The following is a 26073-nucleotide window of genomic DNA, read 5'->3' on the forward strand; positions in this document are numbered from 1 at the left end:
TCACGCGTCGCGCAGCGCGCGCCGCACGATCTTGCCGGTCGCGGTCATCGGCAGGCTGTCGACGAACGCGATCGCGCGCGGATACTCGTGCGCGGCGAGCCGCGTGCGCACGTGGGCCTGCAGTGTGCTGACGAGCGCTGCGTCGCCGACGTGGCCGGGGTTCAGCACGACGAATGCCTTGACGATCTCGGTACGCGTCGCGTCGGGCACGCCGACGACGGCCGCCATCCGCACTGCCGGATGCGTGAGCAGGCAGTCCTCGATCGGGCCGGGGCCGATCCGGTAACCGGCGCTCGTGATCACGTCGTCGTCGCGGCCGACGAAGCGCACGAAGCCGTCGGCGTCGATCGTGCCCGTATCGCCGGTGAGCAGGTAGTCGCCCGCGAACTTGTCGCGCGTCGCGTCGGGGTTGCGCCAGTATTCGAGAAACATCACCGGGTCGGGGCGGCGCACCGCGATGCGGCCTTCGACGCCGGGCGGCAGCGGCGTGCCGTCCGCATCGACGATCGCGACCGCATGACCGGGCACCGCCTTGCCGATCGCGCCGGGCTGCGCATCGAACAGCGCCGCGCATGACGACAGCACCATGTTGCACTCGGTTTGCCCGTAGAACTCGTTGATCGTCACGCCGAGCGCGTCGCGGCCCCACGCCGTCAGTTCGGTGCCCAGCGATTCGCCGCCGCTCGCGACCGATTTCAGCGACAGCGCGTAACGTTCGCGTGGCGCCGTGACCGCGCGCATCAGCTTCAGCGCGGTGGGCGGCAGGAACGCGTGGGTGACGCCGTGCCGCGCCATCAGCGCGAATGCCGCGTCGCCGTCGAATTTCTCGAAGCGGCGCGCGAGCACCGGCACGCCGTGATGCCATGACGGCAGCAGCACGTCGAGCAGCCCGCCGATCCATGCCCAGTCGGCGGGCGTCCAGAACAGGCGCGCGTCGCGCGGGAAGCACTGCTGCGACATCTCGACGCCGGGCAGGTGGCCGAGCAGCACGCGATGCGCATGCAGCGCGCCCTTCGGCTTGCCGGTCGTGCCGGACGTGTAGATGATCACGGCCGGATCGTCGGCGGCCGTATCCACCGGCACGAAATCCGGCGCTTCGGCGGCGAGCGCCGCGTCGTAGCGCAACACGCCGGGCACGTCGGGCGCATCGTCGCCGATGCAGTAGACGGTATGCAGCGCCGGCAGTTGCGCGCGCAGCGGCGCGATCTTCGCGTAGCCGGCCGCGTCGGTGACGAGCGCGGCCGCCTCGCTGTTCGCGAGCCGGTTAGAAGCATTCCTCAGGTCGTCGAACGTGAGGCGCGAAACGTCGCCTTGCGCCGTTTCGTGGATCAGCGCGAGGCGTCCGCTGCCGTCGGCCCATTTGTCGCACACGTCCACGCCGATGTTGTAGCGCGCCGGAAGGTCCCACCGGAAGCGGGCGAGGAGGTGATCGTAGCGGTCGGCGGCGGGCAGCATCGCGTGGTCTCCTGATGTCGAGCGGGGCGTCCGGTGAGCGGCTTACATCAGGATTTCACGCAGACGAATCCACAATGGTGTTTGCTGATAGGGAATGTTCGGACTCGTCCAGTAGGCGAGCCTCAGTGCACGATTTCACAATGACGCATAAGATCAAGACAAAACAGTGGTGTGACCATGGATTTGCTTCTGATAGCTGCGGGGTTCAGCCTGATCGGAATCGGTGTGCTGGTGGCGTTTGCTCGTCATGTCGATCCGTTGTCCGGCCGTGTCACCGGACGTCTGCGCAAGCGCTGACGCGACTTTTTTCCGTTTTCGCCGCGACGGCACGCGATGCGTGCCGGCATCGCGCGCCGTCTGTCGTGCGCTCAACGCGCCGGCAGGTAGCGTGACGGATCGATCGAGCGGCCGCCATAGCGCAGCTCGAAATGCAGCGCGACACGATCGCTGTCGCTGTTGCCCATCTCGGCGATCGATTGCCCTTGCGTGACCGATTGGCCTTCCTTCACCAGCAGCGCGCGGTTGTGCGCGTAGGCCGTCAGGTAATCGGCGTTGTGCTTCAGGATGATCAGATTGCCGTAGCCGCGCAGCCCGTTACCGGCATAGACGACGACACCCGGCGCGGCCGCGACGACCGGCGTGCCCGGCGAATTCGCGATGTCGATGCCCTTCGATTTCGAGCCGTCGAACGTGCGTACCACGTTGCCGGCCGCCGGCCAGATCAGCGCAATGCTCGTGGCCGGCTTCACGGCCGATTCGACCGGCGCGGAAGGGGCCGGGCGTGCGCGGCCCGCGCTGCCGGTGCCGGTGGTCGATGCGGTGGTCGTGCCGGGCGGCGGCGCGACGCGCAGCACCTGGCCGACTTCGATCGCATCGGGGTTCGTCATCTGGTTCCAGCGCACGATGCTCTGTACCGACGTGCGGTTGTCGCGCGCGATCTTGTAGAGCGTGTCGCCACGCTCGACGCGATAGAACCCGGGGCCGACGGGCGCGGAGCCGCACGCGACGAGCAGGGCGGCGCAGGCGGCTGCGAAGAGTCGCTTCGTTGTTGTTCCGAACATTGAACCTCGCAAAACCCTGCCGCGCGTGACGCGGCAGGCAACACAAAACGTCCGATTTTAACGGGTTCGACCCGCGCACCGCAGTTTCGGTCGCTACCGGGGCCGCCGTGCCCCGGTTCGGTGCGTGTCGAATCAGCCGGCGAGCGGGGCGACACGGATCCGCAGCGTGGCCGTTTCAGTCGCGCCCGGCGCGAGCATGCGCAGGCCGCGGCCGTTGTGGATCGCATCGGGCAGGCCGAGCCACGGCTCGACGCAATAGAAGTCCGAATCCGGCTTTTCGGTCCACGTCGTGACCGCGTACCACGGGATCGAGCCCGGCACGTCGAGTGCGATCTCGATCGTGCGGTGGCGGCCCGGCATCACGATGCGCACCGGTGCGGACGGCTCGCCGTCGAGGCAGTGGAAGCGGTCGAGGATCTCCGGATCGTCGAGGCGGTAACGGACCTCGCCCGGTTCGAGCGGGCTGATCGAGCCGTCCGCGCGCTGGTGGCAACGGCGGGTCGGTGGCAACTCGAGGCGGGTGTCGGCCCGCTCGCCGTGCGGCAGCGCGAAATAGAAATGGTGGCCGGCGTAGTAGGGCAGCGGCGTGTCGCCGCGATTGGTCGTCGTCAGCGCGACTTCCAGCGTATGGGCGTCCGCCAGGCGGTAGGTCGTTTCGAACCGGAAATCGAACGGATAGCTCGCGCGCAGCGTGTCGTTCGCGTCGAGCGTCATCGACAACGCGGCGCCGTCGGCCGACGGCTGCGCGTCGAACGGCAGATCGCGCGCGAAACCGTGCATCGGCAGGTCGCGAACCACGCCGGCGGCGTCGCGCCAGCGGCCGAGTTCGCCGTCGACGCGGTGGCGGCCGAGGAACGGGAACAGCAGCGGATTGCCGCCGCGCACGCGGGCGAGGTTGCTCCAGTCGGCGGTTTCCGGCCAGAAGATCACCGGTTCGCCATCGACGTGCCAGGACAGCAGGCGGCCACCGAATTGCGGGGCGACCCGGACGAGCGACGGGCCGGCGTGAAGTTCGTGAATGTCGTGTTGCTGGAAGATCGGCATGGCGAATCGGGTTGGGCGGGTGAGGGGAGCAACGTGCGTTCCATTATCGGGCCGCGACCGCTCGGGGAAAACCCTTCTCGGGAAATTGCGAGTTTTTAACACTGTCGACGGTCTGGATAATGCCTCTAAACCGGTGATGTTGCCGGGTCATGACACTTCGTGGAGGGGGCCATGGATCTGGCAATGGCAATGGGTATCGCACTGTTCGGCATGTTTACCGGTAGCACGGTATTATTTTTCTATCAGCTCGGCCGCTGACGGCAATTCCTGCCGAAGTGGACAAGCCCGCCATGCAAATGGCGGGCTTTTTGCTTTCTGCGCGCTTACAAATTGCAAGTGTTTGTGTGCATTGCCGCAATATCCTGCCAAATGCCTTGGCGCAGTAATCCTGGCTCGGCATAATCGGGGCGCGTTTTTCAGGACGCGCATCGCGTCGTCCGCCTTCCTTCCCGCTTAATCTTTACTAAAAGGACCGACGCGTGAGCCTCTGGTTTCTGGTATTCCTGAGCGTCCTGCAGGGCGTCACCGAACTCTTCCCCGTCAGCAGCCTCGGCCATACGCTGCTCGTGCCGGCGCTGTTCGGCATGCACATCGACAAGCATGCGCCGCAACTGCTGCCCTTCCTCGTCGCGCTCCACCTCGGCACCGCGCTGGCGCTGCTGTGGTACTTCCGCGCGCGCTGGATCGCACTGATCGGCGGTTTCTTCGCGCAGCTCGGCGGCCGCAAGAACGACGACGGGCACCTGATGTGGGCGCTGATCATCGGTACGATCCCGACCGGCATCGTCGGCCTGCTGCTGGAAAAGCGCATCGAGCGCGTGTTTCATGATCTGCGGATCGTCGCGATTGCGTTGATCGTCAACGGCGTGTTGCTGTGGCTCGGCGATCGCATCCAGCGCAGCCGCGCCCATCAACCGCCCGAGAAGATGACGTTCAAGCAGGCGTTCTTCGTGGGCCTCGCGCAGATCGGCGCGCTGATTCCGGGCTTCTCGCGCAGCGGGCTGACGATAATCGCCGGCAACGCGGCCGGGCTGACGGCGGAGAAGGCGGCGGAATTCTCGTTCCTGCTCGGCACGCCGATCATCTTTGCCGCGGGCGTGCTCGAATTGCCGAAGCTATTCCATGCGCGCGACCAGCTCGCCGATGCGCTGCTCGGTGGCGTGCTGACGGCGATCGCCGCGTACCTGAGCGTGCGATTCCTGATGCGCTATTTCGAGGGGCGCGGCCGGCTCGCGTCGTTCGGCGTGTATTGCGTGATCGCCGGCGTGTTCTGCCTCGGCTGGTTCATGCTGCATCCGCAGCCGGTTTGATGCTGCGAGCGCCGGTCTCCGTGATCTGGCGCGATGATCGGGTATAATTTCGGGCTCGGCTTCGTGCCGGGCCCGTTTTGTTTCGGGGTTTCGAGTTGTTTGGGGCGGCGTCGCTGCTGCTTCGTGACTCAAACCCGATGCCGAATGCGGCCCGTGTCAGACCGTGTCTTTTCTCTTTGACCGCCCTTAGCTCAGTTGGATAGAGCAACGGCCTTCTAAGCCGTAGGTCACACGTTCGAATCGTGTAGGGCGGGCCAGGATTCTTCGCTTATTCAGTCACTTAGTCACGCGAGCGACTGCTGTCAAGTTGGCTCCCTTCGCCGTTCGGTGTGAACGGAGTGTGAATGAATTCCACCCGATGACCGCCCGATACTTTGCCGGAGGCCGCGTCATCATCTGTTGAGCGCTTGGGTTAGCAGTGTTCCTCCAACGCCCTGTACTGCGCCCATGACGGCCGCTATCAATTTAGCGAGGATGTCATTGCGCTTTCGCTGCCAGAACGATTTCCGGGCGTCACGTCGGATGCCATAAAACACAGTGTCCCGTCTTGGGTCTGGCCTAAATACGGCTATGCACATCGCAAGGCCGATACCGGCTAGGCAGGCGAAGGGCACCACTTGCCACGATTTGTAGTGGAGCGCTGCTTGCCCAATTCCAAACCAACTTACGGCTCCCGAAATGAACACAACCCATCCTCGATCTCGAAGACCATTCGCAAGCGCGCCACTTGCCGACCAAGGCCTGATAGCGCACCAGCCGGACAGTCTGGCGTCCAGGTGAGGATGTTTTAGAATTTGGCAGGCTGATACGATCAGCATGGAGCACCCGAATAATTGTAATGAATGTAAACGAGGGCGTCATGTTTAAGGGCATCAGTGCCATTGTGATTGGGGTGGGCCTTCTTGTCGCTGCTGCAATCAGCGCACAGTCGACTAGAGAATTTCTTCGAACATCGATTGTGGTACCGGGCCTCGTCGTTAAGCTCAATGCTGGCGGATACCATCCCGAGATTCAATTCACCACCAAGACAGGACAGCAGATTTCGTATCCGCAAGGCGGGATTGTCACGAAAGTGGAGCTCGGTCAGCGAGTCGAGGTGCGGTACCAGGCCGACGATCCTGATGGCAGCGCAACGATGAATGTCTTCGCCGCGATCTGGGATTCGACGATTGTTTTTGCCTTCATGGGTGCAGTTGCAATCGTGTGCGGGATTATGAATCTGCCGTCACGAACATAACGAGAAGCAGAAGAGAGAGGGCGTATGTCGTATCTTCGAAAGAGCAAGTGGAAATATGACACTGGCGCGGGCGGTGGGGTGAGCGTTGACATCGTAGTTGCGACGGGGGGGAATATCATTCTCACTGATCCACAGAAACATTCGCAAAGCTTCTACTACGGTGGTGTGGGTATTGGTTACGGCTGGGGCGCCAGGATTCCGAAAATCAAATTGCCGAGGTTCACAATCCCAGAATTGAAATTGCCGAACTTCGGTAGCCATGATGCAAGTGCTGCTGGCTCGACGTATGATTTCCCGAGTCATGGGACCGTTTACATGACCAGTGCATTCAAGGGCAGTGAACTTACGCGGTCCGATTTGCAAGGCGGAACCGTTTATCTCGACGGTTACGGTGGGGTGGTTGTCGCACAGGGAGCGACTGTGATGCTGTTGGGCATCAATCCGGCAATGCTTGCGTTGGGCTTGACAAGCCCGGCCATGTCGATGATTTTGGCGGACGCCGTTGCGAATGCTCCGGCGCTGCTATATATGCACGGTCGAACGGCTGGCTTTCAAGCTGGTGTGGGTGGGGGGATTCTGGCTGGCTATCTCCACTGACCTATACCAGCGGTTGTGTCCCAGGGCGTGGAGCGCACCGCAAAAGCTCCTTGCCGCTCTCGGCCGATAACACGACGAGTTGAACGTAGCTGTTTGACTGAGCGTGCGGGCCGAAGAGTCGGTCCATGACAGCCGAGAACCGATGCAGGCTGACATCTCGTGTCGCAGCCTCGGAGAACGAAAGCAGGATCTCCACACCGCGAACAAATGACGGGAAGTGATTGTCGAGAGACATCCACCTGATCGCTGGTTTGCAGTCGAGCGATGCGATCGCGTCGATGCAACGTTGGGCAACCACGCTGGAACGCGGAGCATGGAAACGGAGAAACTCCTTCAGCGCGGGTAGTCCGGTCCGCGTCAGGTCGAGCGGATGCGGCGCCAGTGCCGACAGGACGCGCCAAAGTGCACCGCCACGCGGCAAGGCAGCCGGCAAGGTAGGGCGGGAGAGCAGCATGATCGGGCACGCCAATGCCGAACCCTCGTACAGAAGATCGCTATCGGGGGCTCCGATCGGCAACCGGGACGGCATTGCTCCGTTGGTTGCCAGGACATCGACATCGACCTGAGGGTGTCGCGGATGAGCGGTTTGACCCTTTAAGTCGACCAACGCCAGTTGCGATTCCGCCAGCGCGCCGTCCGGCATGGTCTCCGGATCTCGGTAGGCCAGCCAATAGATGGCGGACGAATCCATGGGCCGCGCGTGACTGAATGCACGATACGGCCACACCTGCGTGCGCGGTGCCGCATGTGAAGCGATGGCGGCCTTGTCTTCGCCCGACTTCGTACGCTCGCCCAGATACACGGCCTCAACCGAGTAGACGCTCAGCGGAATGCCGGTTGCCAACGGGGTCGGCGTGATCGGATAGGTGGCATCGTGACTGGTTAGCTGGATAGGCGTTGCCGCGCGTTCGAACAGGTTGACGACCGGTGTGCAAAACAATCGGAACGTGCTGGTGTTCAGCGTTGCCAGGATCTGAGCGGTGCCGGAATCATGGGCGGTGCCTTGCACGGCGACGTGAAGCGTCAGTCGTCGAGCTGCTTCGGCGCGCGCGGCGCGACGCATTCGACCCAGGTCGATGTCGACGAAATCAAACTTCTCGGGGAAGGCAAAATACTCGATCAGATGCCTGAACGATTGTGCGCTTGTATCGTCTTGCTTCGGCAACAATCGCTCGCCATCGGCAAAGCCGGCCGCCTCAATGGGGACTTTCGACAAGCGGGTCCAGCGTCCGCTTTCGTCCACCTCCACGTAGGCGGCCGATGCACGAAGCAACAGCGTATCGGAAAGCGCAGCGACGAGCGGCCGCTCTCCGGACAGATGTACCCGCACTGGGGTGGACGGAATGGCGTCATCGAATGCTTGCGACGCGGATTCGCTTGTAAAAGTAATCGAAATGATCCCCGTCACTTCTGCCGGGATGCGCGCCGCTGCTGGCGCGAGCGTCGCTGATGAATAGCGTGCCGAGTAAATACGCAACGGCGATAACGTGACGTCGTAGAGTGTACGGAAGCGGCACGGTGCGGCATTGGCGTCCAGCATCGTGCCGCGCGCTATCGTCAGCGGTTCGGTAAGCTGACCGAACAGAACCGATGGGTCGAACGAGGCAACCGCGCATGACGGGACCGTGCGCAGATAGTGCGGATAGGCAATTTCGAGAAGTGCCTCGGTGAATTGCGGATAATCGTCATCAAGCTTCGCATCGACACGAGCCGCTAGCAGCGCGAACGTCTGTACCATTCGGTCGACGTGCAGGTCTTCGACGTGGCCACCAGACATGCCCAGGCGTGCTGCAATCTTCGGAAAGCGTCGAGCAAAGTCCGCCAGACTGCGTGCAAGCAGTCCGACTTCACGTTCGTAATGTGACAGCAGATGGTCCATTCGCTGCAATATTCAATAATCCGCGATAATCGGTCCCCGTTTTCCGGAGCCGACATCTAGTCAAAATGGCGCGCAGGCATATTAAAATGGCCGCGCCGACAAAAAATTGCCCCTCCGCTGAGAGATTCCGAGGCTATATATGCAAATGTCCGAAATTGCGAGCTTCTTCCAGCTCCAGAGCAATCGCCTGTTTACGATTGAAACGCCATTGAAAGGTCGATCGGATCTCGTGCTCGTCGATTTCCATTGTACCGAGGGGTTATCTCAGAATTTCGAGATGCATGTCCGGCTCGCGTCGCAAGACAAGAATATCGAGCTGAAGAAGTTGATCGGCCAACCTGTGACAATCACGTTGCAGTTGACCGATGCGCTCGCCAGCTCGGAAGAGCGTTACTTCCACGGATACGTCGCGGCGTTTTCGCATCTCGACACCGATGGTGGTTTTGCGATGTATAGCGCAACGATCCTGCCGTGGCTCTGGATGCTCTCTCGCCGACAGGACATTCGGATCTTTCAGGAAGAGAACACAGAGGCGATTCTCGCGCGCGTGTTTCGGGAGTACGGCAAGCTCGCGTCGTTCGAATTCCGGCTCTCGAAAGGAACGCAGAATCGCAGCTATTGCACGCAGTACCGTGAGACGGATCTTGCTTTCGTCGAACGGCTGATGCGAGAGGATGGCTTGTTCTATTACTTCGAGCATGCGAAGGATGGGCACAAGCTGATCATCGCCGATAACTCGGTGACCGCGAAGCCGATCGACGGGCGCAGTCCATCGCTGCAATACAATCAGGGCGAGGCGATGGACAATCTCGCCGTCATCACGTCATTTCAAGCACAGCGTCAGCTTGCACCGGACACGGTCGGACTGAAAACGTTCGACTACAAAATTCCTCATGCCCGGCGATTCGTGTCGGGCGGCACGGAAGTCAATCAAGGCGACGTACCGTCCTACGAGATCTACGACTACCTCGGCGAGCATGGTTTCGCTGACAGTGATCGGGGCGAAGAGCTCGCGCGCTTCCGGACGGAAGCGCTGGCTGCACACAGCAAAACGTTCGTCGGGGTGACGACGGGTCGGCGGATGATGCCGTGCCGATACTTCGAGCTGGACGACCACTACGATCACGCCAGTACCAAACAGGAAGACCGGCAATTCCTGTTGCTGACTGTGTCGCACACAGGCACGAACAACTACGAGCCTGGCGAGGGGACTTCTGCGTATTCATGCAGCTTCACCTGCATTCGCAAGAAAATTCCGTACCGTCCGGCATTCGAGGGCGAGCGTCCGACGATCGTCGGGCCGCAGACGGCGATCGTCGTAGGTCCGAAAGGCGAGGAGATTTATACGGATAGTCTCGGCCGGGTGAAGGTGCAGTTCCACTGGGATCGTCTCGGCAAACGCGACCAAGGGAGTTCCTGCTGGGTGCGCGTGAGCCAGCCGTGGGCGGGTAGCGGTTTCGGGATGATTCAGATCCCGCGAATCGGGGATGAGGTGGTCGTGAGTTTCCTTGATGGAAATCCGGACCGTCCCCTCGTGACGTCGCGCGTTTACAACTCGCAGAACATGCCGCCGTGGGCGTTGCCAGCCAACGCGACACAGAGCGGGATTCTGACGCGTTCGACCAAGACCGGTAACGTCAACACGGCCAATGCGATCCGCTTCGAGGACAAGAAGGGTGAGGAAGAGGTCTGGCTTCACGCCGAGAAGGATCAGCGCATCGAGGTCGAGCACGATGAGTCGCATTGGGTAGGTAACGACCGCACCAAGAATATCGATCACGATGAGACGGTGCACGTCGGTCACGATCGTACGGAAACGGTCGACAACAACGAGACGATTCACGTTGGGGTCGATCGCACCGAGACCGTTGGTAACAACGAGACGCTGACGGTCGGCGGCAACCGGAACGAGACCATCCAAGGGATGGAGAATCTCCTGATTGCGCTGACGTCGACGGAGACGGTGGGGCTTGCAAAAGCACTGACCGTGGGCGGCGCGTATACGGTGACGGTAGCGGGCGCGATCAACACGGCGGCCGGGCTTGCCAGCGCCGAGGAGGTGGGGCTATCGAAAACCACGATGGTGGGCAAGACCTATACGGTTACTGCGGGCGATCGTATTGAGTTGCGAACCGGTAAAGCGTCGATCGTTCTCGAAAGCAGCGGACACATCACGATTAGCGGGACGAGCATCGACATTCTCGGTTCCGACGCGGTGAAGGTCGACGGCAAGACCGTCGATCTGAACTAAGTGCTACGACGATGGAGTTCCGTAACCTCACGCCCTTGCATGCGATGGCGTTCAATGCCGTCGACGTGCCGGGCAACGAAATCCACGTGGTGGCGCTCAAGGCGGCGTATCGGCTTGAGCCGGCGCAATCGTTCGACCCCGATGGCGATACACATCGTTGCGTGTTGCTGAGCGGTGACAACGCCGTCCCGTTGGCGATGTCAGACGAATACGAAGGCGAAACGGGTAAGAGCAGCGTGAAATGGGAAAGCGATCTCGCGCCGTTCAAACCGAAGTGTGATGTCCTGGTTCGAGCGACAGCACACGCCCCGCATGGCACGCCTGCGGCATCGTGGCCCGCTCGCGTACGCGTATTCGACGCCGGGACGATGGTCATCGACAAAGGACTGCGCGTCACGGGACCGCGCTCATTTACGAAGGGCTGGCGCGGGTGGAAGCTCGGTGAGCCTGAACCGACACGAGCTGTTCCGGTGCGCTGGGAGCAGGCATACGGCGGCACGAGCCGCGTCGCCCTTGCGCAGAGCGCAAAGGGGACGAGCGCGGATCTTGAACTGAACGAAGTCTGCTTCACCAACCCGCTGGGCCGCGGTTGGGTCGAGAAGCGCTTCCTCGATCGGGCGACCCATAAGTCGGTCGTCGCTTCGTTGTGTGCATCATCGATTCCAGGACCATTGCCGAAGATTGCCGAAATTCTGGCGCCGCAGATAGAAGCATGGGACATTCCGATAACCAGTCTCGACGTTGCCGAGCACTCCGCTTCGGGGCTGGATGCCAAGCAGATGAAAGAGGTCGTAGCCCGCTACGCGACGACGCCTGTCGGATTGGGTGTTGTCGGTCGCGCCTGGACACCCCGTTTGCAGTTTGCCGGGACTTACGACGAGACCTGGCATAAGACAAGATGGCCGTACCATCCGGTGGATCATGACTTCCACTATTGGAATGGTGCGCCGGCAGATCAGCAGATCGAATGGCCTGCGCCGGGACTCGCCTTCGAGCTTGCCAATCTCGCGCTGCCGGAGCACACGCATGCAGGCTTTTTGCGTGCGAGGCTTCCGGGGCATCGCGCCCTTGTGGCGCTTCGCTTCAAGAGCGGGGAAATCGTGCCACTCGAGATGAAGCTCGACACACTTTTGATCGATACCGAAGAAATGCGCGTATCGGCTACATGGCGGGCGGTTTTTCCGTTGCAGCCGGCGGTGCGCGTGTGCGAGGCACGTTTCGAACTCGATCGGCATGCGCCTCTGCTGCGAATGGCTGTCCCGAAAACAACCAGCGAACCGGAGGACGCGTGGCAGACAACGTAATGGCTCGCAAGGATGGCCAGTGGACGATAGTGTCGATGATGCCGGACGTATGCAAAACCCCCATGGGGAGTAGCACGCCGCCCGTACCTTATCCTGTCACAGCGAGCCTCGGCGACAGTCAGATGACGTCGAAGACGGTCTTTGCGAACGGCAATCCGATCGTGCGGTTCGATTCGAGTTTCGCGCCGGATACGATCGGCGATCAGGCCGGTGTGGCACATGGAGTCGAAAGCGGAACCGTTGGCGCCAAGTGCTGGCCTATCGACCATAGCAAGACCGTTCGGGTCGAGAGCAAGATGGTCGTGCGTCACAGCGATCAGTTCTGGATGAACGGCAATTACGTCGGGAAGGAAGCAAAGGCTGCCCGTTGGCGAGGTCGGAAGGCCCAGATTGCCGAGGCACGGGAGAAAGCTGCTTCGATGTCGCCGGGACCGGAGCGGAGCAAACTCGAAGCGGCGGCAAATCGCTTTGAGCAAAACAATACGGCCGTCGAAAAGGCGCGCTTGGCTGAGAACGTTTACCACCCGGGGCAGGCGGCGCCAGAGGGATGGACGAACGTCAGCAGCGACCCTGCGAAACTGGCTCAGTTCAAGTTGAAGCCCAACGATTTTTCGATACCGGGGACAAACTTTCGTGCCCAGGTCTACGAGCCCGATCCGGCAGTTTTCGGAAACGACTTCAAGACGCAGGTGGTTTTTCAGGGGACAGACAAGTACAAATGGTCCGACTGGGCCAATAACATCGCTCAAGGAGCCAATAAGAACTCAGCCTATTACGATCGTGCAGTCAAGATCGGGCGAGCGCTTGAGAAGAGTGGAACCGATGTGGATATTGTGGGGCATTCGCTCGGCGGCGGCATGGGTTCTGCCGCATCGCGCGCAAGTGGCTTGGCTGCGACCACGTTCAACGCAGCTGGCCTCAATCCGGCGACGGTAGCGCGCTATGGCGGGACAACGGTGGCATCCGATATTCAGGCGTACCGCGTGGAAGGGGAGATCCTGACGAAGGTTCAGGAAGGCAGTCACGGCATGATGCCTACAGCTGTAGGCACGCCGCACATCCTTCCGGGAACGGGTGGTGCGGTCGCACGCCATGGCATGAATCAGGTCATCGATGGCATCGAAGCACAAAAAACAGCCGATCAGGCGACGATCGTTCAGGAGACTCGTCCTTGAGGACCAATACGACAACTTCGCCGGCCCGAAGCGTGAGGTATACGGCGCGGTGGCGGTGGATGGCTCTAGCCGCTGTCTCTGCACTAACAATCATCGTAAGTGGATGCAATATGAGCGCGAACTCACCCAGCAAGTATTTTGACGGCAGCTATCTGTCTGCTGCCAAGGCGATCAGCGATGGCGACGTTGCTCAACTGAAATCGGCGTTGTCCGGGATCGACGTGAACAAGCCCGGGCGACAAGAGATGACGTTGCTTTGGTTTGCCATCTCGACCAAGAATTTCCCCGCGATCAGCGAACTGATCGCGCATGGCTCAAAGCCGGACGCTCAAATTGTGGAGGGGCTGGGCAGCGCGATGTACTTCGCGATCACCAATGAAGACACTCGCTACCTGAAGGCCATGCTCGACGGGGGCTTGTCGCCGGATACGGTCGATAGCGATGGCACGAGTCTGTTACAGCGGGCGATGGAAGGCAACGGCGCGATGGAGCGAGTAAAGCTGCTAGTCGAACATCACGCAAACATCAATCATCGCGACAGCATTGGCGGGACCGCACTGGATTCCGCGCTCGACGTCGCCAAGCCGGACATTGCGATTTTTCTCGTTGAGCATGGTGCCGATGTCAACGCCCATACGACGAACGGCGTGAGCGTGGCCTACTCCGTGCAGAAAGACATCGACGCACTGCAACCGGAGGCCAAGCAGGCCACGGTCACCGACATCTCGTTGGATAAGGATGGGCAACCGGTCAGAACGGCACAGACGCCTCCCGCACCAGGGTTGTCGCCCGAGGGCAAGGAGCGCTTGGAAAAATTCGAGCGTCTGCGCGCGCTGATGATTGCGAAGGGAGCGAAGTTTCCGCCCGACCCGCCGGCGAAGGTTCGAGAGCAGATGAGCCAAAAATAAGGCGCGGGGCATATCGTGAGCGATCAAGGGAACACCGTCGGTAGGCTCTACGGACAAACGGCTATGTCGCGTGTTGCTGCGTCGGCGGCCAATCCACCTGTCGTGGCTGAAACAGCGGCGGAAGCGGGATGGTTCAGTCAGGCAGTGGGATACGTTCACACCGGACTGGATGTCCTTGGGGCCATCCCGGAAGTTGGCGCCATATTCGACGGTGCGAACGGTTTGATTTACGCGGCCGAAGGCAACACGGCGGAGGCGGCTATTTCCGGTGGCTCAGTCATTGCGGACCTTGTGCCCGGCTTAGGCACGGCCGGAAAAGCTGTCAAGTACGGGGCAAAGGGCGTGGCAAAGCTGGGGGCCAAGGAAGCTGCGGAGCAACTAGCGAAGCAAGAAGCGAAAGTACTCGCCGAGAGAGAGGCCAAGCAATTGGCAGAGCAGGAAGCTAAACAGGCCGCAGAGCAAGCCGCTAAAAAGGCCGAGAAGGAAGCCGCTGAGAAGGCGGAGAAGGAAGCCGCTTCGAATGGCGGAAAAGACGGCGGCAAGGTCAAGGGTAAGGGTCGCTGCAATCTTCGTCCCTACCAGCCAGATACCTGCAAAGCGGAAGGAAAGACCGGACACCATGTCGTGGCAGACCGAGCTTTTCGCTTACCGGGGGCGCGCAGAGGATCTGAGCGTCGTCAGATTCCTGGAGGCATTTCGGAAGGCGACGGTTTGGTGATCTGTTTAGAGGGCAAGGATCGTACACCGACAACCGAGCATGGTAAGGCGCACGCATTGTACGATGCAGCGGAGTTGGCATTGGGCTTGAAGGGCAATCCGCCGGGTACGACTGAACTCTGGAAACTAGAGGCGGCAGGAGCAGCGTCGGTCGCAGCGGTAACAAAATGTAATCCAGCTTTAATTATGGCTGAGCTTCGGGCGTACCATCAATTGAAAGGCATGGGGCCAGACTTCAAGGTCCGTGCCGATCCGACGGGGGGCTTAACTAAGGGTATGGAATTGAAGGATTTTGCCGAGCAGATGAAGACTGGGGCAGGCGACTTCTGAGGAAGATTTTTATGGCGAAGCAAAAAACGAAGCTGACATTCGGCACTGGTTGCGCAATTAATCGAGACATGTTCTATCTGTCAAGCACTTTGGACGAGTTGGAGGCTACGGAAGACACTCCTGTTTCGCGGATGGTGTTTTATCAACATCAAACGGCCGACAAATGGTTCTACCATGACCTTCCTGCGTGGCGTGTTGTGTCAACCTGCTACCCAAATCCCGCTCCCAATAGTGTTCGCAAGATCTATGCACTGAGTGAGCAAGGAGATGTCGAAAGTTACAGTCGGGATGGTTCGGTAATCGAGAAAATCGCGGATGCTGGCCTAGAGCCGGTGTCACCCAACTACGGATACGTTACGCGTATTCGAGAAATTGATGGTCACCTTTATGTTTGTGGATATGGTGGCCAAGTCTATAAGCGCGACTCAGCGGGCTGGGCACATGTTGATGCCCAGCTTCTCCAGAAGAAAGTTGACATTGGTAGCATTGAAGATGCGAGCGAGTTACTTGCGGCATTGACCAAATCCGCCGACGAAACGATCGGTCTCATCGACATCAATGGTCTCGATGAGAAATCTATCTATGTCGTCGGTAATGATGGATACATGGCGTTCTTTGACGGCACGAGCTGGACAAAATTGCCAAAAGTAACAGCAGCTCATCTCAATTGTGTCATGCCAGTCTCGGCCGATAGCGTTTGGGTCGCCGGAAGCAAAGGGACTTTGCTAAAAGGCAACTTTCAGACCGGTTTTGGTGCGGTGGCCCGAAAGAGCCTCAGTACGGACTTTTATTCGCTGGCGTGGTTTAACGATCGACTCTTCATCGGTGCCGGCGACGGCATCTATGAGCTCGATGAAAATGGACCACAAAGGTTGATGGTTAGCGACAAGTTTTCCTTGGACGGCGTTTCGACCGTGGAGGCGAAGGATGGTGTTTTATGGGTGTTGGCGTCTCGAAGGCTGGCCCGATACGACGGAGCACAGTGGGAAGTATTCGAAAATCCTCACAATAGTCCCTGAAGTCTGGGTAGGTTTGCATATCGTCGACCTCGGGGCTCTCGGAAGAATTGATCATGGACATATATTGAATTAATGCGATCTATGACGTGAGGTCATTCGAGAGTTCTTGTCTGTGACATCGAGGTTGTGCATCGTTGCGTAAGGTTGAAGTCATGAAGCTCTCGGAAGATCTGATCAAAGACATATACGCTTACGGCGTTGCTGGTCGGGAGGCGTGGAAGAAGGGGAAAATTGCTGACGCTGAGGTAAGTTTCATTAGAGCGTGGGAGATTTTGCCTGAGCCTAGAGAACAATATGATCTCGCGCAATCGATGACGCGTGGATTCGTCGTTTTTTATCGAAATACTAAACAGTTCGATAAGGCTGTTCACTGGTTGGCAGAAGTGAAGAGGGCGTACGGGTCTGGAACCGGCCCGGATCTGATAATCGGCTTTCTCAGCGGAACAGTGTATTTCGAAGCCGGCGATCTAGATAAATCCGCGGAATTTTTTGTGCCGCTGTATGAGCAATTTGGAAGCAGACCATTTTCCGGTGAGGATAAGAAGTATCTCGAATTTGCGAAGCTTGCATCGAAGGGAAGCAAATAAAGATGACGAGGTTCCCCAAGAAAATCCAAGATGAGTTAGAGGCTCTCTCGGAACAGGGTAATGTCTTGTGTGATGCATTGAAGTTCGATGAAGCGATTCAGCGATGGAGTGCAGCTCACGAGTTGCTTCCCGAACCTCGGGTTGATTGGGAAGGCATCTCGGCTCGATGACAAGCAGCAGGCTGCGCATCCCGATCAAGATAACGTTCCGGTGGCGCATACGGCCTGCGAAAACAATCCGATCGGTCTGGGATTTGCTGAACGTTGGTTCCTTGATGCGACGAAGCTGCAGCGGGTCGCTGCTCCGCAGATCGAAGCCGGCAGCGAACCCATCTCAATGCAAGGGTGGCTCGCAGCTGTGAATGGGCAGGCGCATCCGTCGCTGCATCCGGCTGGCGTCGGTATCGTCGGGAAGGCGTGGAAATCGAGGCGTGAGCTTGCTGGCACGTACGATGACCAGTGGCTCGCTGAGCGCCATCCGGGCTTGCCGGACGATTTTCAGTTCAGGTACTGGAATGGCGCGCACCCACAGATGCAGGTGCCGCACTTGAAGGGTGACGAGACGATCGTGCTGACGAATCTTGTTCCAGCTGGCACGCCCGGATCGACCGTCGGCGAGCGGGGCAATACGATCCTGCGCATCGCCTTGCCAGGCCATCTACCGATGGGATCGGTCTACACCGACCAGTCGCTCAAGTTCGCGCCGCTGCTGCTCGATACGTTGTCTGTCGACCTGTCGGAGGCTGCGAAGCCCGTGGTGACGTTGGCGTGGCGCGCAACGCTGATGAAGTCCGTGCGTGCGCAGCGCTTCGAGGCAAGGTTTGTCGACCGGGCGGGCTGGAGCGGCTTGCCGCGACATCGTCGGGTAACGCGGTCGATCCGGCGGAGGTGCGGCATGGCTGAACCACTAACGGTCACCATCACCGGAGATGCGGGTGACGTTTTTCGGGAGCATTTCAACATCCAGAGTGTGGAGCAGGCTCGTGACGCAGTAAAAAATCTCGACTCTTTATGGAATACGCCGAATCCGTGGCGCGATCGCCCGGACCTGCACGATATATTCGATGAAGCGGGGAAGTCAGTCCAGAGGCGCTTTGAAACGGGCGTCTATAAGCCGCAGGATCAGGCGCAGCCGTCCGATCACTTCTCCAAGGGCTATCGTGCGCAACAATTGCCTCCGGATACCGTCCAATCGCTTTTTGTAGATATTCGTGGTCAAGTAGTCAGTCGTGGTGAGCTGCAAAACGTTATTCAGTCAATCTCCACGCGCAGTAACGGTATAATTCAGCCAAGTAACATTACCATATTGAGGTAGCACATGTCAGTTGGCGTACGAGTCGGATCGATAGTTGACGAGGTCGGAGCATCGAGCTTTTTTAACTCGTTCTTTTCCACAATCTGGGGGCTCTTGGAGTCCAATGGTCCGGGAACCAAGTTTCCCGTTGTATCGAAAGAGTTTTATGAGGGGCGTGTGCCAGCGGAGCACGTTGGGCAGGGCCTAGAGGAGTTGAAGAAAATTCGTGAAGAGTTGAATAATTTTCCGCCCTCTTCGGTAATATGGGATTATGAAGATCGAGCCAAGCAACCTCCTTGGGGAGCGGATATTAGTTCAGATATTACTTCGATGGGCAATTACTTTGTATCTAGTACGGGGCGCGATTTGTTTGATCTGTTGATTGAGGCTTTTGATGATGCGCTGAAGAATAAAGCGGATGTTGTGATTGAAGAGATTTAGTCTATCTCGTTTACGCATCGTGCTTCAACCGTGAGCGCTCATCTCGAATCGTGACATGACAAAAGGCCCAATTTCTGCTGGCCGAAAAGCTGTGGGGCGGCACGCCTTGTCGGTGTTCGACGGCATGCCCAAGGTGCAGGAATATCTGCACGATGACTTGCCCATGGCGGTCGACGTACTCTCAGTCGCGGACTCGCCTGACCCCGATCTCGTGTCTTACAGCACGATAGGTCTCTTTGAGACTGCTCTTGGCGGCGAGACGGAGTTAGGGACTCGTATTGAGTTGTGTGGTGCAATGCCCGCTGATATTGAGCACTGGCCAAATGTGCTTGCGTTTGCTGCTTTTGCGCTAATGCGATCACGGTGGGCGGTGATGCCAGGGGGCGTGCTGGAAGGGTATGTCGCGGAATGCTACGGCGACACGTTAGTCCCACATCTGTATCTGACAGCACCGTTTCTGTGGAATGACGGGCATTTCAAGCAACTTGACTTGGAGAGCGGAGAGAAAGTCAATTGGTTGCAAGGAATCCCTATTTCTGATGCAGAACTTGAGATCCTCCGCACGCGCGGGGATAGTGAATTTGAAGATTTGCTTGAACAAGCGGATGTAGATGTATTTGACTTGTATCGATCTTCGTTGAAGTAAAGCTACGTTTGCCTGCAAAGCCGTTTGGGCCGGTTCGCGCGTCCAGTCGACGGAGCTCAGCATCTGCGCAGCTACGACTCATCTGTCTGGGCAACCTAACGCCTGCGCTTCGCCGCCGAACATCCGGCGATGTGGGCAGCGGTCGAGTCGATTGCGCCGATGATTGGGTGTACGCCGCAGACGCTGCACGAATGGATCAAGCGTGATCAGGTTGACCAGGGGAGCGCGATGGCGTGACCACTGACGAACGCGAACGGCTGAAGGCCCTGGAGCGCGAGGTCAAGGAACTGCGTCGTGCCAACGAGATTCTCAGGGTTGCGAGCGCGTTTTTTGCCCAGGCGGAACTCGACCGCCGTTTCAAGTCCTGACGGCGTTCGTCGATCAGCATCGCGACACCTTCGGGGGCGAGCCGATCTGCAAGGTCTTGCGGAGCGCCCCGTCGGGCTGCCGATGCCATGCGGCACAGCTTCGCGATCCGTCCAGACGCAGCGCCCGCGCGAAACGCGATGAGATTCTGCAACCCGAGATCAGGCGTGTCTGGCAGGCCAACATGCAGTCTATGGCGTGCCGAAGGTCTGGAAGCAGATGAACCGCGAGGGCATTGTGGTCGCGCGCTGCACGGTCGGTCGGCTGATGAAGCTGCAAGGTCTGCGTGGTGCGGTTCGCGGCAAACGGATTCGCACCACGATCGCCGACAAGAGCGCACCGCGCCCGCTTGACCGGGTCAACCGGCAATTCAACGCGCAGCGGCCGAATCAGCTCTGGGTGTCGGACTTCACGTACGCTTCGACGTGGCAAGGCTGGCTTTACGTCGCGTTCGTGATCGACGTATTCGCCCGCCGTATTGTTGGCTGGCGCGTCAGTTCGTCGATGACCACGGACGGCGCCAGATAGATCGCCTCGTTGCGGACCGCGCCTTCGTCACGAATCTTGACATCCAACGCGTAAAAATAACGAATATTGTCCGCACTACACTGAACCGAGTCCCTGTCTACGGTCAGTATTCACCATGCCCGCCACTGCCCTGCAATTCGCGCTGCTCGCCAAGCAGCAGGAAATCGCGTCGCTGCGCCAGCTGGCCGAGCAGATCGAATTGGTCGACCTGCTCGGCCGCCTGATCCATGCGCTGCAGCGCGAGCGCGGCGCCACCAGCATCTATCTGGCGTCGAGCGGGAAGCGCTTTGTCGCCGAACACGCGGCTTCGCGCGGCGAATCGGCGCCGCTCGTCGCGCAGTTGCGCGAGCGCCTCGATCGGGAGCTGACACCCGCGCGCGGCTCGACGTCGCGCCTGCTGTCGCTGATCGCCTGGGTGCTGCTCGACCTGGAATCGCTGGATGTGCTGCGCGAACAGATCGACCATCTTGCGCTGTCGGCGCCGGATTCGGTCCAGGCGTTCAGTACCGTGATCGGCGGCCTGGTGGAGCTGATTTTCCAGTTTGCCGATAGCGGGGCGGATCCGTCGGTGTCGCGCATGCTGATTGCCCTCGTCCATGTCGTCGAGGGCAAGGAAGAAGCGGGACAGGAACGCGCCGTCGGTGCGCACATGTTTGCGGCGGGCACGTTTTCGGCGGACCAGCAGCAGCGCTTGCTGTATCTGATAGCCGCGCAGGAGCGCAGTCTCGAAGTCTTCGCGAGCTTCGCAAGCACGGCGCAAAACGCATGGTGGGAAACCCGCATGACGGAGCCGCACATGGCGGCGCTCGAGAAGCTGCGCCGCGTACTGTGCACGGTGCACGCCGGCGATGCGCTCGATGCCGGCCTGAGCGAAGCATGGTTCGACGCCGCGAGCGCCCGCATCGATGATCTCTGGCACCTTCAGATTGCACTGACGCTGCAGGTGCAGGAAACGTGCGACGCGCGAATCGACGACGCGCACCGAACGCTGCGCGACTCCGAGCGCCTGATGGCGCAGTTGCGAAACAATCCGCCCCCGCATATCCAGGCGCTCGCCCAGTTCTTTGCCGGCGATCCGTTGTCGGCGCGCGCGGCGGTTCACGAACTGCCGGGACGTCTCTCCGGCTCCGACCCGGGGACGCTCGCCAGCCTGAAATCCCTGCTGGAGGCGCAATCGGCGCGACTGGCCGGCGCGGAGGTCGAGCTCGACGCGGCACGTCGAGCGCTCTACGAGCGAAAGCTCGTGCAGCGCGCGAAAAATACGCTGATGACGCGCTTCAGCCTGCGGGAGGACGAAGCGTATCGGATGCTGCAGAAGGCGTCGATGGACGGCAATCGGCCGCTTGCCGATATCGCGGAAGACGCGCTGACGTCGCCCGAGCGATTCGTCGACGAGCACGCGCAGACTTCCGTGCGACGTCGTATGCAGCGAAGCGCGCCGGAGACACCGCACGACGACGGCACGACCTGACCGGAACGCACCGCACCGCGCTTCACGCACCACGGCGGCGCCCGAAGCGCGTGCACGAAGTGCAGTTCGCACCGCGCGAGTGCGATTCGCTGCGTTCGGCTGCGGCCTTTCCCTCCGGCATCTCGCGTCCGGCCGGCCTGCATCGCGATATCCCCGCCACTGGTATGAAAGTTGCGAACATCTCGCTCGTCGGGCTAATGGCGGCCTGACGATCACGCCATGTCGAACCGTGGCGGCCGATCACGTGGATAACAGCGTCCGCGCCAGGCACTCGCATGTCGAGCGAGTGCCTGGCGCGTTTTTTTTGCCCGTCCAACTTTACGAGCGCATACCATGGCCTACCTCACACCCAACGAATTCGTCACCAGGATGGTGGACGCCGGTGAATCGAAGCTGTCGATGTCGACCCGCGATACGCTGATTCGCGCGTACATGGCGGGCGCGATCCTCGCGCTCGCAGCCGCCTTCGCGGTCAGCATCACCATCAACACCGGCAACGCGCTGGCCGGTTCGCTGCTGTTTCCGGTGGGATTCTGCATGCTGTACCTGCTGGGCTTCGACCTGCTCACCGGCGTCTTCACGCTCGCGCCGCTCGCGGTGATCGATCGCCGGCCCGGCGCGACCTGGGGTGGCGTGTTCCGCAACTGGACGCTCGTGTTCTTCGGCAATTTCGCGGGCGCGCTGACGGTCGCGGTGTTCATGGCGATCATCTTCACATTCGGCTTCTCGGAAGCGCCGAACGCAATCGGACAGAAGATCGGCGGCATCGGCGAAGCACGCACGCTCGGTTATGCGGCGCACGGCGCCGCCGGTATGCTCACGCTGTTCGTGCGCGGCGTGATGTGCAACTGGATGGTGTCGACCGGCGTGGTCGCCGCGATGATGTCGACGTCCGTACCCGGCAAGGTGATCGCGATGTGGATGCCGATCCTCGTGTTCTTCTACATGGGCTTCGAGCACTCGGTCGTGAACATGTTCCTGTTCCCGTCCGGCCTGATGCTCGGCGCCCACTTCACGATCGTCGACTATCTGCTGTGGAACGAGATCCCGACGGTACTCGGCAACCTGGTCGGCGGGCTGGTGTTCGTCGGCGCGGCGCTGTACAGCACGCACTACAAGACCGCACCGAAACGCGCGCCCGTTTCGCCGGTGGGTGTCGTCGCGCGCAAGGCCTGATCGCGCTGCGCAAGCCGCAACCGAACGCCGGCGACGCGCGGAAACGCACCGGGGGCGGGCGAGCTTCACGTCGGCGGATGCGCCGGGGTTGATCTACGACGCGATCACGGTCACGCCGACGAGTGTTGCCGCGCGCCGGACAATCGCCCTGCAGCGTGAGCGGCCGGCGCGCCGCGAGTGGTTCGGCGAGCGACTCGTGGAGGCGCCAGCTAGACGCGTCACCTGGTCGCGCGTGGTGTCGACATCACCCGGCGAAGTGACAACGTAACTTCGCAAACGGTGACGACTTTCTTTGGGGCTATGCAGCGGGCGGCTGTCGAGACACTCACAAAAATGCGCTCAACGTTACAACCCGCGTAGGGATGTGCCGAGCGTGCCATTTCGTGGTTGACGCCCAAGGCGGAACGTCTCTGCTCCATGGCCGGGAACCGCCTGACTTTTCCGATTCTTGCCACGATGCGACCCGCCCTGTGGCGCCGTAACCGTTGAGCATGGATCAAACCTTGCCTTGTCGAGTGCGGCGTCCGCCCCGTTTTCGGGAGCAGGTGCAAGTTTTGCTCCAGTGGCTGGCCGTTATCCACCTTTAGACAGAGGCCAGCCATGGCGAACACGAACGAGACGCAGCGCCACAAGCATGACCGCGATGAAGCTGACACTCCGTCAGCGACCGGCGCTATCGCGCTACTTGAGTCTGACCATCGTGCGGTCGAAAAGCTGTTCACGATCTTTGAAAAAACCGCCGACGAGGACCTCGATGCCAAGCACGCGCTCGTTAGGCGCGCCTGCGAAAAATTGACCGTCCACGCGATGATTGAGGAACAGATTCTTTACCCAGCTGCGCACGATGCGCTGTCCGGCGGCCCCCAAAAGGATGTCGACAAAGCCTACGTCGAGCACTTTCTCGTGAAGACGCTCATCGAGAAATTCGAAACCCTCAAGCCTGGTATGGAAGGGTTTGATGCCACTTTCGCGGTGCTGATGGAAAACGTCCGGCATCACATCAAGGAAGAGGAGACGGAGCTCTTTCCCGAACTGCGCTCATCGGGACTCGACCTTGTCGGACTTGGACTCAAGCTCGCCGAACGAAAGGCGCAGCTGGAGGCCCGACTACCGAAAGACGCGGGCGACCGGACTTGGCCGATGACCCGGATATTTCAGTAGTTGCCAGCGAAAAGGACCCGTGCCGTGTCGCGCGGGCACGGGCAATGTCTGAAGCGTACGAGGTGCGGGATGTCGCTGCAGATAGGCTGAACCCGCAGCGAAGATTCCTGCGTTCGGTGCCAGTCGACGGACCCTGAAGCCGCTGGCGGTTTCGATGCCAACTCGCAAGGCGAGGTCGATCCATCTCGATCAGTGTGACGCCGTGCGTTCTTCTAACCCGTGGGTTACACGTTCGAATCGTGTAGGGCGGGCCAGTTTGTGATCTTCGCGGCTTCGCGCCGGATTGCGCAAACGAATCACTCCACCGTCACCGATTTCGCCAGATTCCTCGGCTTGTCGATATCCGCGCCGCGCAAGCACGCCGCGTGATACGCGAGCAACTGCAACGGCACGACGTGCAGAATCGGCGACAGCAGCCCGTAATAATCCGGCATCCGCAATACCGACACGCCTTCGCCGTTGTCGATCCGCGTATCGGCGTCCGCGAACACGTAAAGCTGCCCGCCGCGCGCCCGCACTTCCTGCATGTTCGACTTGAGCTTTTCGAGCAGCGCATCGTTCGGCGCGATCGTGGCAACCGGCATCGTATGCGTGACGAGCGCGAGCGGCCCGTGTTTCAACTCGCCCGCCGGATACGCTTCCGCGTGGATATATGAAATCTCCTTCAGCTTCAGCGCGCCTTCGAGCGCGATCGGGTAGTGCAGCCCGCGCCCGAGAAAGAGCGCGTTTTCGTGCTGCGAGAATTCCGCCGCCCAGCGCTCGATCTGCGGCTCCAGCCCGAGCACGTCCTCGAGCGCGCCAGGCAGGCGCCGCAACTGCGTCGTATAACGCGCGAGCTGCGCGTCGTCGACGTAGCCGCGCAGCCGTCCGAGCGTGACGGCGAGAATGAACAGCGCGACGAGCTGCGTCGTGAACGCCTTGGTCGACGCGACGCCGATTTCCGGGCCGGCGCGCGTCAGGAAGCGCAGGCCGGTCTGGCGCATCATCGCGCTGGTCGGCACGTTGCAGATCGCCAGCGTGTCGATGTGACCGAGCGCCTGCGCGTACTTGAGCGCGGCGAGCGTGTCGGCGGTCTCGCCGGACTGCGACACGCTGACCACCAGCGTATTCGGCATCGCGAGCGCGTCGCTGTAACGGTATTCGCTCGCAATCTCGACCTGCGCGGGGATGCGCGCGATCGTCTCGAGCCAGCGGCGTGCAGTCAGGCCCGAGTAATGGCTCGTGCCGCACGCGAGGATCAGCACGTTGTCGATCTGCTCGAACGCGCGCGCGGCGTCCGGGCCGAATACGGCCGGATCGAACAGCCCGGCATCGGGAATGGTCGCGGCCACGGCCTGTGGCTGCTCGAAGATTTCCTTCTGCATGAAATGCCGGTATGGCCCGAGTTCGACCACGCCCTGCGCGGACGAGACGGTCTGTATCGCGCGTTCGATCGGTGCGCCGCTGCGATCGAGCACCCGCACGCCGCCCGGCGTCAGCTCGACGATGTCGCCTTCCTCGAGAAAGATGAAGCGGTCGGTGATGCCGGCGAGCGCGAGCGCATCCGACGCGAGATAGCATTCGCCGTCCTTCACGCCGACGACGAGCGGCGAGCCGGCGCGTGCGCCGATCAGCCGTTGCGGCTCGTGCTTGCTGAACACCGCGATCGCGTACGCGCCGTGCAGCTGCGAGGTCGCGTCGCGTACGGCGGCGAGCAGGTCGCCGCGATACTTGCTGTGGATCAGGTGCGCGACCACCTCGGTGTCGGTCTGGCCGTCGAACTCGTAGTGTTCGTCGGCTAGTTGCTTGCGCAACGTTTCGTGATTCTCGATGATGCCGTTGTGCACCAGCGCGATCTCGTCGCGCGAAAAGATCGGATGTGCGTTGCAGGTTGCCGGCGCGCCGTGGGTTGCCCAGCGCGTGTGCGCGATGCCGGTGCTGCCGGTCAGGCCGGCGCTGCGCACGTGCGCGTCGAGATCGGCGACGCGCGACATGCTGCGCTCGCGGCGTGCCTGGCCGTCGACGACCGTCGCCACTCCGCATGAATCGTAGCCGCGATATTCAAGGCGGCGCAAACCTTCGATCAGAATCGGGACGATATCCCGTTGCGCGACCGCGCCGACGATGCCACACATGAC

21 protein-coding genes, 1 tRNA gene, 2 pseudogenes and 1 other annotated feature are annotated in these 26073 nt (G+C 60.6%); of the genes and pseudogenes, 19 read left to right on the forward strand and 5 right to left on the reverse strand.

All coding sequences use genetic code 11. The features are described 5' to 3' along the window. The 3 genes from H0X90_RS05895 to H0X90_RS05905 form a co-directional block, all read right to left on the reverse strand. The gene (locus H0X90_RS05895) at window positions 1–1455 is read right to left on the reverse strand and encodes an acyl-CoA synthetase (RefSeq protein ID WP_077189633.1); all 1455 of its coding nucleotides are present in this window, start codon (window positions 1453–1455) and stop codon (window positions 1–3) included. 368 nt (window positions 1456–1823) lie between these two features. Continuing rightward, window positions 1824–2516, reverse strand: a complete 693-nt coding sequence (locus H0X90_RS05900; RefSeq protein WP_006490610.1) for a peptidoglycan DD-metalloendopeptidase family protein — start codon at window positions 2514–2516, stop codon at window positions 1824–1826. A 132-nt stretch (window positions 2517–2648) separates the two neighbouring features. Beyond that, window positions 2649–3560, reverse strand: a complete 912-nt coding sequence (locus H0X90_RS05905) for an aldose 1-epimerase (RefSeq protein ID WP_006490569.1) — start codon at window positions 3558–3560, stop codon at window positions 2649–2651. Window positions 3561–4039: 479 nt separating this feature from the next. On the opposite strand from H0X90_RS05905, the gene H0X90_RS05910 reads away from it, so the two are divergent. The 4 genes from H0X90_RS05910 to H0X90_RS05925 all read left to right on the forward strand — a co-directional run bounded on the left by H0X90_RS05910 (window position 4040) and on the right by H0X90_RS05925 (window position 6704). Further along, window positions 4040–4870, forward strand: coding sequence for an undecaprenyl-diphosphate phosphatase (locus H0X90_RS05910; protein WP_077189634.1), 831 nt, complete (start codon window positions 4040–4042; stop codon window positions 4868–4870). Window positions 4871–5050: 180 nt separating this feature from the next. Further along, window positions 5051–5127: transfer RNA gene (locus tag H0X90_RS05915), tRNA-Arg, on the forward strand. Between the two features lie 602 nt (window positions 5128–5729). Next, the gene (locus H0X90_RS05920; RefSeq protein ID WP_012492498.1) at window positions 5730–6107 is read left to right on the forward strand and encodes a DUF3592 domain-containing protein; all 378 of its coding nucleotides are present in this window, start codon (window positions 5730–5732) and stop codon (window positions 6105–6107) included. A gap of 24 nt (window positions 6108–6131) precedes the next feature. Further along, a complete protein-coding gene (locus tag H0X90_RS05925) occupies window positions 6132–6704 on the forward strand; it encodes a hypothetical protein (RefSeq protein WP_043205777.1) in 573 nt (190 codons plus the stop codon). 1 nt (window position 6705) lies between these two features. Here H0X90_RS05925 and tssF read toward each other — a convergent pair whose 3' ends face one another. Then, window positions 6706–8583 carry a type VI secretion system baseplate subunit TssF gene (gene tssF, locus H0X90_RS05930; protein WP_077189635.1) on the reverse strand — a complete coding sequence of 626 codons (1878 nt, stop codon included), beginning with the start codon at window positions 8581–8583 and terminating at the stop codon, window positions 6706–6708. A gap of 139 nt (window positions 8584–8722) precedes the next feature. Between tssF and H0X90_RS05935 the strand changes: the two genes are divergently transcribed. From H0X90_RS05935 to H0X90_RS06005, 15 genes and pseudogenes are all read left to right on the forward strand, one after another. Beyond that, window positions 8723–10834, forward strand: coding sequence for a type VI secretion system Vgr family protein (locus H0X90_RS05935; protein WP_006497600.1), 2112 nt, complete (start codon window positions 8723–8725; stop codon window positions 10832–10834). A gap of 11 nt (window positions 10835–10845) precedes the next feature. Beyond that, a complete protein-coding gene (locus H0X90_RS05940; protein WP_127447487.1) occupies window positions 10846–12138 on the forward strand; it encodes a DUF2169 domain-containing protein in 1293 nt (430 codons plus the stop codon). Between the two features lie 38 nt (window positions 12139–12176). Continuing rightward, window positions 12177–13313, forward strand: a complete 1137-nt coding sequence (locus tag H0X90_RS05945; RefSeq protein ID WP_227739796.1) for a PAAR-like domain-containing protein — start codon at window positions 12177–12179, stop codon at window positions 13311–13313. A gap of 110 nt (window positions 13314–13423) precedes the next feature. Then, the gene (locus H0X90_RS05950; RefSeq protein WP_077189637.1) at window positions 13424–14221 is read left to right on the forward strand and encodes an ankyrin repeat domain-containing protein; all 798 of its coding nucleotides are present in this window, start codon (window positions 13424–13426) and stop codon (window positions 14219–14221) included. Between the two features lie 63 nt (window positions 14222–14284). Beyond that, window positions 14285–15268 carry a hypothetical protein gene (locus tag H0X90_RS05955; RefSeq protein WP_127447488.1) on the forward strand — a complete coding sequence of 328 codons (984 nt, stop codon included), beginning with the start codon at window positions 14285–14287 and terminating at the stop codon, window positions 15266–15268. 11 nt (window positions 15269–15279) lie between these two features. After that, complete coding sequence (locus tag H0X90_RS05960) at window positions 15280–16287, forward strand: hypothetical protein (RefSeq protein WP_127447489.1); 1008 nt, start codon at window positions 15280–15282, stop codon at window positions 16285–16287. A gap of 152 nt (window positions 16288–16439) precedes the next feature. Continuing rightward, window positions 16440–16874 carry a hypothetical protein gene (locus H0X90_RS05965; RefSeq protein WP_227739768.1) on the forward strand — a complete coding sequence of 145 codons (435 nt, stop codon included), beginning with the start codon at window positions 16440–16442 and terminating at the stop codon, window positions 16872–16874. A gap of 87 nt (window positions 16875–16961) precedes the next feature. After that, window positions 16962–18188 (forward strand): DUF2169 domain-containing protein, encoded by a 1227-nt coding sequence (locus tag H0X90_RS35705; protein WP_227739769.1) that lies wholly within the window; start codon window positions 16962–16964, stop codon window positions 18186–18188. Between the two features lie 3 nt (window positions 18189–18191). After that, window positions 18192–18608, forward strand: a complete 417-nt coding sequence (locus H0X90_RS05980; RefSeq protein ID WP_077189639.1) for an Imm70 family immunity protein — start codon at window positions 18192–18194, stop codon at window positions 18606–18608. Window positions 18609–18663: 55 nt separating this feature from the next. Then, window positions 18664–19254, forward strand: a complete 591-nt coding sequence (locus H0X90_RS05985; protein WP_227739770.1) for a suppressor of fused domain protein — start codon at window positions 18664–18666, stop codon at window positions 19252–19254. A 117-nt stretch (window positions 19255–19371) separates the two neighbouring features. Beyond that, a pseudogene (locus H0X90_RS36165) lies at window positions 19372–20136 on the forward strand (IS3 family transposase); the annotation flags it as partial. Then, window positions 19577–19693, forward strand: a sequence feature (AL1L pseudoknot). Its footprint overlaps the pseudogene before it by 117 nt. 127 nt (window positions 20137–20263) lie before the next feature. Continuing rightward, entirely contained in the window at window positions 20264–21619 is a 1356-nt protein-coding gene (locus H0X90_RS05995; RefSeq protein ID WP_062910790.1) for a nitrate regulatory protein, read from the forward strand. A gap of 333 nt (window positions 21620–21952) precedes the next feature. Further along, a complete protein-coding gene (locus H0X90_RS06000) occupies window positions 21953–22795 on the forward strand; it encodes a formate/nitrite transporter family protein (protein WP_077189641.1) in 843 nt (280 codons plus the stop codon). A 17-nt stretch (window positions 22796–22812) separates the two neighbouring features. Beyond that, window positions 22813–22934 (forward strand): annotated as a pseudogene (locus H0X90_RS36170) (ABC transporter substrate-binding protein); the annotation flags it as partial. Window positions 22935–23395: 461 nt separating this feature from the next. After that, the gene (locus H0X90_RS06005; RefSeq protein ID WP_006492112.1) at window positions 23396–23956 is read left to right on the forward strand and encodes a hemerythrin domain-containing protein; all 561 of its coding nucleotides are present in this window, start codon (window positions 23396–23398) and stop codon (window positions 23954–23956) included. Window positions 23957–24252: 296 nt separating this feature from the next. Here the strand turns inward: H0X90_RS06005 and glmS are convergent, their stop codons facing one another. Further along, window positions 24253–26070, reverse strand: coding sequence for a glutamine--fructose-6-phosphate transaminase (isomerizing) (gene glmS / locus H0X90_RS06010; protein ID WP_077189643.1), 1818 nt, complete (start codon window positions 26068–26070; stop codon window positions 24253–24255). Window positions 26071–26073 lie beyond the last annotated feature (3 nt).

This window comes from Burkholderia sp. 9775_39 (genome assembly GCF_015712225.1).
GTDB classification, from domain to species: domain Bacteria; phylum Pseudomonadota; class Gammaproteobacteria; order Burkholderiales; family Burkholderiaceae; genus Burkholderia; species Burkholderia cenocepacia.